This is a genomic window from Mesorhizobium sp. M0802, from assembly GCF_040320115.1.
Lineage (GTDB): Bacteria > Pseudomonadota > Alphaproteobacteria > Rhizobiales > Rhizobiaceae > Mesorhizobium.
This window is the reverse complement of the sequence record NZ_JAMYOY010000018.1, coordinates 80,992-93,811: the sequence shown is the minus strand read 5'-3', so window position 1 is coordinate 93,811 and position 12,820 is coordinate 80,992. Positions and strand designations below refer to the sequence as shown.

The 12,820-nt window shown below is 63.3% G+C and carries 12 protein-coding genes; 10 read left to right on the top strand and 2 right to left on the bottom strand.

Translation table 11 applies throughout. The features are described 5' to 3' along the window. The first annotated feature begins 23 nt into the window (after positions 1 to 23). The 9 genes from NKI10_RS23415 to NKI10_RS23375 all read left to right on the top strand — a co-directional run bounded on the left by NKI10_RS23415 (position 24) and on the right by NKI10_RS23375 (position 9,358). Positions 24 to 677, top strand: a complete 654-nt coding sequence (locus NKI10_RS23415; protein WP_352862117.1) for a Rieske 2Fe-2S domain-containing protein — start codon at positions 24 to 26, stop codon at positions 675 to 677. Then, complete coding sequence (locus tag NKI10_RS23410) at positions 674 to 1,519, top strand: aromatic ring-hydroxylating dioxygenase subunit alpha (protein ID WP_352862116.1); 846 nt, start codon at positions 674 to 676, stop codon at positions 1,517 to 1,519. The genes NKI10_RS23415 and NKI10_RS23410 overlap by 4 nt, the downstream gene beginning before the upstream one ends. Next, complete coding sequence (locus NKI10_RS23405; RefSeq protein WP_352862115.1) at positions 1,516 to 2,175, top strand: glutathione S-transferase family protein; 660 nt, start codon at positions 1,516 to 1,518, stop codon at positions 2,173 to 2,175. The genes NKI10_RS23410 and NKI10_RS23405 overlap by 4 nt, the downstream gene beginning before the upstream one ends. A 1-nt stretch (position 2,176) precedes the next feature. Then, positions 2,177 to 3,556 (top strand): amidohydrolase, encoded by a 1,380-nt coding sequence (locus tag NKI10_RS23400; protein ID WP_352862114.1) that lies wholly within the window; start codon positions 2,177 to 2,179, stop codon positions 3,554 to 3,556. Between the two features lie 26 nt (positions 3,557 to 3,582). Further along, positions 3,583 to 4,680, top strand: coding sequence for a BMP family ABC transporter substrate-binding protein (locus NKI10_RS23395; RefSeq protein WP_196814159.1), 1,098 nt, complete (start codon positions 3,583 to 3,585; stop codon positions 4,678 to 4,680). 3 nt (positions 4,681 to 4,683) lie between these two features. Next, positions 4,684 to 6,207 (top strand): ABC transporter ATP-binding protein, encoded by a 1,524-nt coding sequence (locus NKI10_RS23390; RefSeq protein WP_352862113.1) that lies wholly within the window; start codon positions 4,684 to 4,686, stop codon positions 6,205 to 6,207. Further along, the gene (locus NKI10_RS23385) at positions 6,204 to 7,304 is read left to right on the top strand and encodes an ABC transporter permease (RefSeq protein ID WP_023734808.1); all 1,101 of its coding nucleotides are present in this window, start codon (positions 6,204 to 6,206) and stop codon (positions 7,302 to 7,304) included. The genes NKI10_RS23390 and NKI10_RS23385 overlap by 4 nt, the downstream gene beginning before the upstream one ends. Beyond that, positions 7,301 to 8,212 (top strand): ABC transporter permease, encoded by a 912-nt coding sequence (locus tag NKI10_RS23380; RefSeq protein WP_352862112.1) that lies wholly within the window; start codon positions 7,301 to 7,303, stop codon positions 8,210 to 8,212. Before NKI10_RS23385 ends, NKI10_RS23380 begins: the two co-directional genes overlap by 4 nt. A 603-nt stretch (positions 8,213 to 8,815) precedes the next feature. Further along, on the top strand, positions 8,816 to 9,358 hold the full coding sequence (locus NKI10_RS23375) for a hypothetical protein (RefSeq protein WP_352862111.1): 543 nt from the start codon (positions 8,816 to 8,818) through the stop codon (positions 9,356 to 9,358). 359 nt (positions 9,359 to 9,717) lie between these two features. Here NKI10_RS23375 and NKI10_RS23370 read toward each other — a convergent pair whose 3' ends face one another. Together NKI10_RS23370 and NKI10_RS23365 are read right to left on the bottom strand one after the other, a co-directional pair. Then, positions 9,718 to 9,900 carry a hypothetical protein gene (locus NKI10_RS23370; RefSeq protein WP_196815106.1) on the bottom strand — a complete coding sequence of 61 codons (183 nt, stop codon included), beginning with the start codon at positions 9,898 to 9,900 and terminating at the stop codon, positions 9,718 to 9,720. Positions 9,901 to 10,117: 217 nt separating this feature from the next. After that, entirely contained in the window at positions 10,118 to 11,221 is a 1,104-nt protein-coding gene (locus tag NKI10_RS23365) for a LacI family DNA-binding transcriptional regulator (RefSeq protein WP_352862110.1), read from the bottom strand. 582 nt (positions 11,222 to 11,803) lie between these two features. Between NKI10_RS23365 and NKI10_RS23360 the strand changes: the two genes are divergently transcribed. Then, positions 11,804 to 12,766 carry a sugar-binding protein gene (locus NKI10_RS23360; RefSeq protein WP_023684049.1) on the top strand — a complete coding sequence of 321 codons (963 nt, stop codon included), beginning with the start codon at positions 11,804 to 11,806 and terminating at the stop codon, positions 12,764 to 12,766. Positions 12,767 to 12,820: the final 54 nt, after the last annotated feature.

Genomic DNA, 12,820 nt, shown 5'->3' with positions numbered 1-12,820 from the left:
GTATCAGTACGGAAAGTAAGGTCATGCTGTCCGACAAGACGGACACCTGGGTGCCGGTCGCCCTTTCCCAGGATCTGCCAACAGGACAGGTAATGCCGGCGCGGACGCCCGCCGGTCCCATTGCCCTCTGGCGAAGCCAATCGGGGCGCTTGGCGGCATCGGCCGATCGCTGTCCGCATCGCGGTATGCGCCTCTCCCATGGCTTCGTGCGCGGCGAGGCGCTCTCCTGCATCTATCACGGCTGGACCTATTCGCAGGCCGGTCGGTGCCTGCGCATTCCTGCCCATCCCAGCCTCACGCCGCCGGAGACGATTCGCGTTGCGACCCGGTTGGTCGAAGAGGCCGGCGGGATCATCTGGGTCGCTGATGGAGAGCCTGACGGCAACCCACCCCTTTTTGAGGGTTACGTGCCGCTCCGTTCATTGACGGCCCGTGCCGGACATTCGGCGCTCTCGGTCGCTGCCGGTACGAAGGCCACCGTTGAAGGATACGTCTGGCAGGCACCCGGCGCGCCGGCAATTCGCCTGCTGCCTATCCCGCAGGAAGCCGGCGAGACGCTGATCCACGTCCTTGTTCCAGCCGATTGCGATGCGTCCGAGCGCATCGCCGCCTCGCGAGCCGCCGAGAGCCTTCGGCGCATGGCCGAAGGGATCGAGGCGAAAGGGGCTGTGCCATGATCGACGATGCGATGCGCGACGAATGGTATCCGGTCGGGCTTTTCAGCCGGCTCGACCGCTATGGGCGCGAGACCACCCTGATGGACGAGCCGATCAAGGTTGCGCTCGACGCCAATGGCGCGGCGAAAGTGACAGGCGAAAACGGGCGCGTGCTGCCGGTTTCGGTGCGCTATGGCCATATCTGGTCGTCGCTCGGCGAACCGAAGAAACCGGTCTTTCCGATTCCCGAGGCAGACCAACCCGGGCGCCGCTTCGTCGATGTCGGCGTCGTGCGGGTGCGCTGCTCGCCGCTCCGCGCCGTCGAGAACTTCCTCGACATCGCGCACTTCCCCTTCGTCCATACCGACATCCTCGGCTCGGAGCCACATACCGAGGTCGAAAACTACAAGGTCGAGATCCGCGAGGAAGAGGACGAGGTCTGGGCGACCCAGGTGAAGTTCTACCAGCCGCAGGCGGCGAAATCCGCGAGTGGAGGTATCACGACGGAATACATGTACCGCGTGCCGGCCCCGACCTGCTCAGTCCTCTACAAGACCTGCCCGCCGCGCCCGGGCGAATGGGATGTCATTGCGCTATTCGTCCAACCGCTTGCCGAGGATCTCTGCGACGTCTGGCCGTGGATGGCGCTTTTCGATGACGAGACGCCACAGACCGACCTCATCCATTTCCAGCAGACGATTTTCCTGCAGGACCGCTCGATCCTCGAAAACCAGATCCCGCGTCTTCTGCCGCTCGATCCCGGTATGGAAATCCCGACGCGCGCCGACTTGACCTCGATCGCCTATCGCCGCTGGCTGAAGCGCCACAATTATACCTACGGCGCGCAATTGGTGGCACAATGAAGCTTTACGACTACATCCTCTCCCCAAGTTGCTACAAGGTGCGCCTGATGGCGACGCTGTCAGGTGTGAAGCTCGAAATCCGCCCGGTCGACTTCCATCCCGGCGCCGAGCATCGTGGCCCCGAGCTTATGGCGCTTAATCCGGGAGGCTCCATCCCGATCCTTGAAGACGGCGACCTGATCCTGACCGAGTCTTCCGCCATGCTTGGCTATCTCGCCGCGAAGGCAGCACCGGCCTGGCTCGGCAGCGGCGCCCCCGAGGAGACGGCGCGCATCCAGCAATGGCTTTCCTTCTCGCACAGGCTGACCGCCAACCTCGGCGGCGCGCGCCTGCATGAGATGCTGCTGCGTCCCGGTGACATCGGTGCGCTTCAGGCCAATGGCATAGCGGCACTGCGTGAGCTGGAAGCCGGCCTTTTCGAACAAAAAATGCGTGGCGATCGGTTTCTCGCATCCGACCGGCCGACGATTGCCGACATTGCCTGCTTTCCCTACGTCGCGCTCGCGCCCGACGGCGGCGTTTCCCTCGATCCGTATCCCACGATCCGGCTCTGGTCGCGAGCGCTCCGCAGCCTCGACAATTTCATCGAGATGCCCGGTATCCACCGGATGCACGAGTTGAAGCCCGAACCGCGACCCATACCGGACGAGGCGTGAGGTGACCGGCTATCTCCTGAAGAATTGCGCAGCGGTCATCACCGACGAGGGCAGGGGTCCGAGCGTCCGGCGCAATGTCGATGTGCTGACGAATGGCCCGCAGATCGAGGCAATCGGGGAAGGCCTGCACAGAAGCGAGTTGCCGGCCGGTACTATCGTGCAGGACGCCGACGGCTGGTTCGTCTATCCCGGCCTCGTCAACACGCACCATCACTTCTTTCAGTGCTTTGTGCGCAACCGTGCCGACCTCGACTGGACGAAGCTGTCGGTCATCGAATGGCTCGACCGGATCTATCCGATCTTCTCCCGGCTCCACGAGGATTGTTTCTACCACGCCTCGATCACGGCGATGGCAGAGTTGATAAAGCACGGTTGCACGACGGCCTTCGACCACCAGTACAATTTTCCGCTCCATGCCGGAAAACGGCTCATCGACCGGCAGTTCGAAGCGGCCGACCTTCTCGGCATGCGTTTCCACGCCGGCCGCGGCGGCAACACGCTGCCAAAATCGGAAGGGTCGACCATTCCAGACGAGATGCTGGAGACCACGGACGAATTCATTGCCGACTGCGCACGCCTCATCGACACTTATCACGACACCAGTCCCTTCAGCATGCGTCAGGTCGTGGTCGCTCCCTGCCAGCCGGTCAACTGCTACCGCGAGACCTTCGTGGAATCGGTTTCGCTGGCGCGTGATCGCGGGGTGCGGATGCACACCCATGTCGGCGAGGGCGAAAGCCCGATCATCGAGGCCCGCCATGGCATGCGTACGGTGGACTATCTCGAGGACCTCGGATTTGCCGGCCGAGACACTTTCTATGCCCATTGCTGGGAGCTGACGCATGACGAACTGCGGCTGATGGCGGCGAGCGGCACCGGTGTCTCGCATTGCCCGGAGCCGGTCTATCTGGTGGGCGCGGAGGTGACTGATATTCCCGCCATGTCCGCCTTTGGCCTGCGCGTCGGTCTCGGCTGCGACGGTGCTGCCTCGAACGACAATTCCAACCTCATGCACTGCATCCATTCCGCCTACATGCTGCAATGCCTGGCGGCCTCGACGCGCGCTCATCCCGTGCCTGCGCCGGTCGATTTCCTCGGCTATGCGACAACGGGCGGGGCCGCGCTTCTGGGCCGCAATGACATCGGCCGACTGTCGCCCGGCATGGCCGCCGACCTCTTCGCGATCGACACGCGCCGCATGGATTATGTCGGCACGCGCCACGATCCATTGAGCCTGATCGCCAAGGTCGGCATCGGCATGCCCACCGACATGACCATGATCAACGGCCGCATCGTCTGGGAGAAGGGTGCGTTTACCGGGCTGAACGAGGCCCGGCTTGCTGCGGACGCGGAAACCGCTTTTGCCGCGGTGGAATTCTAACAACTTAAGACAGGGGAACTGACATGCTGAACTATCTGACCCGCAGAACTCTGATGAAGGGCCTTGCCGCGACAGGGCTTGCCGGCGCGCTTGGCAGCCGTCCCGCCTTTGCGGCCGACGAGCCGCTCGGTATCACGCTCGTGCTCCCGTCGCCGGTCGGCGATGTCGGCTGGGGCCATGCGCTCGCCGCCGGCCTCGAGCCGGTCAAGGCCGCATACGGCGACAAGGTGAAGATCACCGTCATCGAGAACATCGCCGAAGGGCCGGACGCCGACCGGATCATGAACAAGACCGTCGCCGACGGCAACAAGTTCCTGATCGCCGGCTCATTCGGCTACCAGAATGGTGCACTACAGATCGCCCGCCGCGATCCTGCGGTCACCGTGCTGCATGCCTCCGGCTTCCAGACTGCGCCGAATTTCTCGCCCTTCGCGGCGAAGTATTTCCAGGGCACTTACCTGCTCGGCATAGCCGCCGCAGCTCTTTCCAAGACCGGCAAGGTCGGCTCCGTCTCGGCCTTCGCCATTCCGGAGCTGATCACCTCGATCAACGCATTCACGCTCGGCGCACAGACCGTAAATCCCGATATCGAGGTATCGGTCGTCTGGGTGAACTCCTGGTTCGACCCGGCCAAGGAACAGGAAGCCGCCAAGGCGCTGATGGCACAGAACTGCGACGTGATCTTCTCGAACGCGCAGGACACACCCTCCGTGATCTCGGCCTGCGAGGAGGCTGGCGTCTACGCGTTCAACCTCAATTCGTCGATGAAGAAATATGCACCGAAGAAATATCTCGGCTGCATCGCGACAGACTGGTCGCCCTTCTTCAAGGCTTCCGTGGATGCCCATCTCGCCGGAACTTTCAAGGGCGCCAACACCTTCCTCGGCGTCGCCGAAAAGGTGGTGGAGGTCGTGGACTGGAACTCAGATATCCCAGCCGACACGATGACGAAGATCAAGGAAGTGGCGGCGAAGATCGCCGACGGCAGCTTCTCGCCCTTCACAGGTCCAATCACCAAGGCCGACGGCAGCGAAGCCGCCGCCGCCGGTGCGACGATAGCGGATCCCGAGATCGTCGCGATGGACTGGCACGTCAAGGGTGTCACCACACCACTGCCGAAGTAAGTCATGACCCCGCCCCTTCTGTCGCTCCGCGGCATCTCGAAGAGCTACGGCCAGATCCGGGCCAACCAAGCCATCGATCTGGACGTGGCGCACCAATCGATCCATGCGATTCTCGGGGAGAATGGGGCGGGCAAATCGACGCTGATGAAGCTCATCTATGGCGTTGAACAGCCGGACGAAGGCACCGTCGTCTGGAACGGAGAGCCTCTGCGCCTTGCCTCGCCGGCTGAGGCACGGCGCAGGGGCATCGGCATGGTCTTTCAGCATTTCTCGCTGTTCGAGACGCTGACTGTCGTCGAGAACATCCAGCTCGTCGTCCCCGGCGGCAAAGCGGAGCTGGCGGGGCGCATCCGCAGCCTCGGCCAGGATTTTGGCCTTGAAGTGGATCCTCTCGCCGATGTGCACGCGCTCTCGGTCGGCGAACGGCAGCGGGTGGAGATCATCCGCTGCCTGATGACGGACCCGAAGCTGCTCATTCTCGACGAGCCGACCTCGGTCTTGCCGCCGCAGGCGGTGAAGAAGCTGTTCGACACGCTCAGGCGCCTTCGCGACCGCGGCGTGTCCATCCTGTTCATCTCGCACAAACTGGAGGAAATTCGCACGATCTGTGACCAGGCGACCGTCCTGCGTGGAGGGCGCGTTATCGGCACCGTCGACCCACGCGACTATGATGCGCACGACCTCGCCCGGATGATGATCGGCCGCGACATGCCCGAGGTGATGCCCGCGTTGGCCATGCCCGAGGGGGAGAAGCGGCTGGAAATAATCGGCATGGACTACACGCCGGACGACCCCTTTGCCACGCCGCTCTCCGGCATCAGCCTCACGGTACGATCAGGCGAGATCCTTGGCATAGCCGGAATATCGGGCAATGGCCAAGGCGAGCTTGCCGCGCTCATCTCGGGCGAAGCGATGCTGCTGAAGGAACAACGCGACCGGATCTACATGATGGGCCGCGACGTAGGCACACTCGATGCGGCCGCGCGCAGGAGATTTGGCTTCGCCTTCGTGCCCGAAGACCGGCTGGGACGCGGCGCGGTCCCTGAAATGTCGCTCGTGCTCAACACCGTTCTTACCGCCCATCCTTTCGATCTCGTGAGGCGCGGCCTCATCAACAGCGCCGGAGCGACGGCTTTCACCAGCGAATGCATCCGTCGGTACGACGTCCGCGCCTCCGGCCCGGATGCCGAAGCAGGCTCGCTGTCCGGCGGCAACTTGCAGAAATTCATCGTCGGTCGCGAGATGATGCTGTCGCCAAAACTGCTTTTCGTGGCGCAGCCGACCTGGGGTGTAGACATTGGCGCTGCATCCGCCATCAGAAGGCGGCTCATCGCGTTGCGCAACATGGGCGTGGCGATCCTCGTAATTACCGAGGAACTCGAGGAACTTTTCGAACTCTGCGATTTCATCCAGGTGCTGCATCATGGGATGCTGAGTCCGCCTCTGGTCACGCGGGACACGCGCCCCGAAGACATCGGCAGATACATGATCGGAGCACATGCCTCGCCAGAGAAGGTTCCTGCATGAGCGTTTGGGCCGCGCCGTTCCTCCCCGCGCTCGTCCGCCGGGAGCATGCCTCGCTCGTCGCGGCCATGCTGGCCCCGGCTGTCGCGCTTGGCATGGCGATCATCCTCAATCTGGGCCTTTATGTGCTGATAGGCCGAGATCCGGCGGCCGTCCTGTACGCGATGCTTCTCGAGCCGTTCCTCTCCTGGGCATCGTTTGCGGAGGTGCTGCTGAAGGCGGGGCCCCTTCTCCTCATTGCTCAGGGGCTGGCGATCGGTTTCCGCGCAAAAGTGTTCAACATCGGCGCGGAGGGCCAGTTTATCCTGGGCGCTATTTTCGCCTCGGCGATCCCCGTCTGGTTTCCGCAGGCGACCGGGCAGTGGATCTGGCCGCTGATGCTGCTTCTCGGTGCCCTCGGCGGTGCGCTTTGGGCATCTATCACCGCCTTCTGGCGCGTCAGGCTCAATGCGAACGAGATCCTGGTCTCCTTGATGCTGAGCCTCGTTGCGGCGCAAGTCCTCAACTACCTGCTGCTCGGCCCATGGAAGGACCCGGCCGGCTTCAATTTCCCACAATCCGTCATGTTTCAGAACGACGCGATGGTGCCGACCCTGATCACCGGTACCCGCGTCAACGTCTCGCTGCTCATCACACTTGCGCTCTCGCTGGTGGCCTGGGTTTTCATGCAGCGAAGCTTCATGGGGTATAAGCTTAAGGTCGGCGGCCTTGCCCCGCGCGCGGCCGGTTACGCCGGCTTCAGCGAAGGGCGTGCGATTTGGCTATCGCTTCTGATCGGTGGCATGGCGGCGGGACTGGCAGGCGCGGCGGAAGTCGCGGGTCCGCTCGGCCAGCTGCAGCGCTCGATCTCGACCGGCTACGGTTATGCGGCCATCATTGTCGCCTATCTCGGCGGCTTGCATCCAGTCGGCATCATCTTTTCCGCGCTCTTTATGGCTGTCCTCTATATCGGCGGCGACAATGCGATGGTGTCGGCAAACCTGCCGATCGCCGCCGTCCGCGTCTTCCAAGGCAGCTTGCTGCTCGCCTATCTCGGCGCTGTGGCCTTCGTGCGCTACCGCATCGAGTGGCGCCGCCCCCATCACCTGAGCCAGCCATGAACGCCGTCGAGTTCATTATTTCGGGCATGCTCGCAGCGGCAACCCCCTTTCTCCTTGCCGCACTCGGCGAGTTGGTGGTCGAGCGCGCCGGTGTTCTTAACCTCGGCGTAGAGGGCCTGATGGCCCTCGGCGCGGTGCTCGCGTTCATCGTCGTCTACCACGGCGGTGGACACCTGCTGGGGTTCGTTGCCGCCGGCCTCGGTAGCGCCGTCCTGTCCCTCGTCTTTGCAGTGCTGGCACTCGGATTCCGGGCAAACCAGGTCGCGACAGGCCTTGCGATCGGCATTCTCGGCCAGGGCCTTTCGGCGCTGTTCGGCAAAAGCTACGAGAGCTTGACGGTCAAGGGGCTCCCGAAACTTTCCTTTCCCGGCCTCTCGGAAATCCCGGTAGTCGGCAGGCTGTTTGTCCAGGACGTCGTCGTATGGCTTTCCCTTGCCGTGACGTTTGCGATCTGGGCGATGTTTGCCTATACGAGAGTCGGCCTTGTCGTGAGGGCAATCGGCGAGAATCCCAAGGCAGCCCATGCGATCGGCTATCCGGTCATCGCTATCCGTATCGCGGCCATAGCTTTTGGTGGCATGATGGCGGGTTTTGCCGGCGCCTATGCGGCGGCGGTGTACACGCCCCTTTGGGCGGACGGTATGATTGCCGGACGTGGCTGGATCGCGATCGCACTCGTTGTCTTTGGTACGTGGCTCGCTGGCCGCATCTTCCTGGGTGCCTGCCTCTTCGGTGCGGTTTCGCTGATGAGCCTCGCCGCCCAGGCGACCGGTCTGGACTTGCCATCGCAACTGCTTTCCAGCCTTCCCTATCTCGTTACGATCGTCGTGCTCGGTGTCATCTCGGCGGACCGCCGCTTGCTCAGGCTTAACGGTGTCGCCTCGCTTGGCGAACCCTTCGAACGTTAGCCGGGATGCAAAGTGGATTTGCAAAACTCGGCGTAAGTTGAAGAGATTCGAAACGCCAGCGGACGATCGGCATCCGATCCAAAGGGCAGAAACGCCAAACGGGGCGAAGGTATGCCCGCAAGGGTAGCGCCGACGCCGTCGAGTGCGAGCAGGGGAACGATGTGGCGCTCAGCGCGCCCGACACCGGTGGAGATCGTCGCGGGTTTCTTGGGTCGTCCCCTTTTCTGCAGTACGAGCCCCATTCTTGAGGGTCCATTCTGTCCACCTCAGCCTCGGGAAGCGGCTTCGCAAGATGACCTGAGGCATGCGCCCGGTAAAATTCCCGCATGCGAGCACTCGTCCTGGCCTCTCTAAGGTTCCGAGTCTAACCGCAAATCCTCGATTTTTTCCGCCAATTCCAAAATATGTATTCCGATCGTCGCAAGCAGCGATAACAACGATTTCCAATACTACCTATTCTCGCAGAAACTAAAAACGCTACACTCGCGTAATCATATTGGTAACGGATGCTGTTCAACCTGCGTCCAGGCAACCAACGCGGGGAGCGGCGTTATGGATTTCTTTAAAAGTTTAACAAAGGCCTTGGCCGGTGGCGCTGTTGCCGTGGCTTTGTGCTTTCCGGCTGGCGCGGGCGGGCTCAGTGTGGGCATCGGCGGCAGCGGTGGGGTGGGCGTCTCGGTCGGCGGCAGTGGCGGCGGGCTTGGCGTCGGCGTCTCGGTCGGCGGCAGCAAGGGCGCCAATGTCGGCGCAACGGTCGGCGGCACCAGCGGCACCACCGCCAGCGCCGGCGCTACGGTTGGCGGCACCAGCGGCGTTGCGGCCGGCGTCGGCGCATCGGTGGGCACGGGCGTCGGGGTCGGGGTCGGCGCAACCGTCGGCAGCGGTGTCGGGGTCGGCGCCGGTGTCGGGGTGGGCAATGGGGTGACGGCCGGGGTCGGGGTCGGCATTGGCGCACCGACCGCGCCCACCAGCCCTCGGGATCCCAACACGCCGGCGGTGCCGACGCGACCGGCGGTGGTTGCCATCAGCGCCATGTCGGCCGGCCAGATCGCCAAGATGAAGAAACGCTGCGCCAGCGTGCTCAGCGGCAAGGGCACCTACGACCTGGACCTGAAGGAGCTCTGCCGGATATTGGCGCGGCGCTGAGTACCGCAACATCGCATGTGCCGTGGGGCGTCAGTCTCTCAGCCAGCCCCAATGCCGCAAGGTGGCGGGCATTCTTAGGGAGAGAGCTTTGCCGAGCGGTTCAGCGTTTTCGCGGAAAGGTGGAACCGGTCAGGCTGTGCGCTTTCATCGGCGGCATTCTGCATGGCTTGGTCACCGAGCCGAAGGAAGCGCGCCGCCCGGTTGCGGCCTTAATCTGACCTCTGCCGTCCGTCCGGTCACCCGTTTGGGCCGGCTCGAAGATTCGCCTCTGGCCTTTTGTATCACCCGCTCTAGCTGCTTTGTGTTAGGCTCGTCATGTTAGCCTTGTCTTGCTGATGGAGGTTTTGATGGATCGGCGATCATTCTTGACAGCATTGTTTGGCGTTGCGGGGGCCGCGGCGCTTGCTACCGCGGTTCGGCCTCTCGAGGCCGTGGCCGGGGTTCCCAATGTCCGTAACGGCATTCTCGATGAACTCGACAAGCAGGATGCCAATTCGTTTGATGACGACGAAGGCGCTGGCGATGTCGAGCAGATCTCGCATCGGCGATGGCACCATCGTCGCCACCACAGGCGGCATGTCTGGAGACGGCACTGCCGCACGTTCTGGCGGCATGGCCGGTTGCGCCGGCGCTGCTATCGCAGGCGCTCCTTTGTCGTCTTGCGGTTCTAACCGCGGCACGTTCCCGGATAGACCCTGCCCTGAGGCGCAACACCAAACAGACCCATCCCGATTTGCATCGGGATGGGCTGGTTCAGCTTTATCCAGCCACCGCTGCCACCGAATCCCGCTGCACCAGCGGGCATTCCAGCTTGGTGATGGGATAGCGGCCGCGGCCGGCAGGCGGCGGCACTTCGAGCTGTTCGATCGCCCATTGGCCCATCGCCATGTGCGGCAGGATCGATGTCGTCAGCGGCGGGAACAGGTGGCGGGCGATCTCCTCGTCGTCATAGCCGACGACGGAGATGTCCTGCGGGATGTGCAGGCCCGCCTCCTTCAGCGCTTCGTAACAGCCGATGGCCGTGCGGTCGTTCTGGCAGAAGATGGCGGTCGGACGCTCTTTCAGCGCCAAAAGCTTCACGGTCGCCGCGTAGCCGGCGCTCGCCGACCAGTCGCCCTCGACCACCAGTTCGGGATCGAACGGGATGTCGGCGGTGGCGAGCGCTCTGCGGTAGCCTTTCAGCCGGTCCTGCGCGGCCTGCATCCACGGCTCGCCGGTGATGGTGGCGATGCGGCGGTGGCCGTGGCCGATCAGATGCCGGGTCGAGTTCTGGCCGCCGGCGATCTCGGACGGCACCACGGCCGGGAAGGCATAATCGGCCGTGTAGCAGTTGAGCAGGATGACCGGGATGTCGAGGCCGTAGAGGAAGTCCGGCGCCGTGATCTCGCGGGTGAAGATGGTCATGTAGATCAGCGCCGAGATGTCGCGCCTGGTGAGCGCCGCAATGGCGCGCGGCTCCATGACGGCGTCGCCCATGGTCTGCGCCACGAGCAACACATTGCCGGCGTTCCACGACGCCTGGCGCGCGCCCTCGATGGCGACAACGGCTTCTGGGCTTGTCGCCATCTGGTCGACGGCGAAACCGATGACACCGTCAAGTCCATCGAAGGCGGGAACAGGTTTGCGCAGCGCCGAGAAGGCGGGTGCTGCGTAGCCGAGCGCACGCGCGGCGTCGATCACCCGCTCGCGCGTCTGCTGCGACAGCCGGATGCCGGGCGAATCGTTGAGCACGAAGGAGACGGTCGCCTGCGAGCACCCGGCTGCCCTGGCAATGTCGGTCATGGTGACGCGGCCGCCCTTGGCGGCTCTCGCCGGCGCCTTGCGCCGCTTCGCCGTGTCGTCCGGATCCCTCGTCTCGCTCATGGCATTGCGTCCCAATCCCCAGCCTGTCTAGTCGCAAGCCTGCCACACCGACAAGATGGTGTCGCGCCGTCGACCAATGGAAATAGTCGAAGGCGTTTATCTTTATTAGCAGCTTTGACGTTCCCCACCATGCCGCTGCGGGCCGCGTGAAATTCGAGGACTGCAAGGCATCTGCTTGCGCGGAACCGATGGCTGCACCCATTCGGGCAAACTAGCCCTAAGGCTACCGCCGAGTGTCCGCGCGAGACCTTTGCTAATAGTGTTTACTAATACAAAACGACGCTGTAACGTCAATCCGCCGTGTCCGGTCAGGTGGGACCCGTGCGGCGAGAAGTGCACGTGAATGGCCCGATGGTGAGCGGGGTTTGCCTCCGCAAGCCTGGTCTCGGACATTTGATATGTCAGACAAATCAGACTATTTACGAGCACGGGATGAGTCTCTAAAGTCCGTGATCGCGACCGACGACGCCATTCTTCAGCGCCGGGAACCCCTGAGGAGGAGGGCGTCCAAATCGCGAGCGGCAAGTCAGTGAATGCAAGATCGGTTCAGTCCGACGACTGAGCCAAAACGGGAGGTTGAACATGAAATCCTTGATACGACATGCATCCGTGGCCACCGCAGCCCTGCTGCTTGGCCTGACCGCGACAGCCATTGCGCGCGCCGACGACAAACCGACGCTGGCCTTCGTCGTCAACGGCGCTTCCGATTTCTGGAAGGCCGCCGAAGCCGGCGTCAAGAAGGCGCAGGCCGAATTGCCCGACTACAATCTCGAACTCAAATATCCCGAGCAGTCCTCGGTCGCCATCCAGCAGCGGCTGATGGACGATCTGGTGACCGCCGGCGTCAAGGGCATCATGGTCTCGGCCGTCGACCCCAAGACCTCGACCGACGGTCTGAACAAGATCGCGTCGGAAACGGCGCTGTTCACCACCGACTCCGATGCCCCGCAGACCAAGCGCGTTGCCTATATCGGCTCGTCCAATGTCGACGCCGGCAAGCAGGCGGCCGAGATCGCCAAGAAAGCGATGCCGGACGGCGGCAAGTGCCTCGGCTTCGTCGGACTGCTCGGCGCCGACAATGCCAAGGAACGCATCCAGGGCATGAAGGACGGCCTCGCCGGCAGCAAGATCGAACTGGTGGACGTGCGCGGCGACGACATCGACCAGGCGCGCGCCAAGAAGAATGTCGAGGACGCGCTGGTCGCCAGCCCCGACATTACCTGCATGGTCGGCTTCTATTCCTACAACACCCCGCGCATCTATGAAGCGCTGCGCGACGCCGGCAAGCTCGGCTCGATCACCGTCGTCGGCTTCGATGACGATCCGATCACGCTGGGCGGCGTCAAGGAAGGCACCGTGGCGGCGACCGTCGTGCAGCAGCCCTTCGAATGGGCCTATCAGGGCATGAAGCTGATGGCCGCCTATCTCAAGGGCGACAAATCAGGCATTCCGGAAGGCGGCCTGATCATCATCCCGACCAAGATCATCGGTAAGGACGATGTCGACGCCTATGCCGCCAATCTGAAGGCGATGTCCGGAAACTGAGACCACGAGCAATTGCGCCGGCTCAGGGTTCGCCTTGAGCCGGCGATCGTGTTG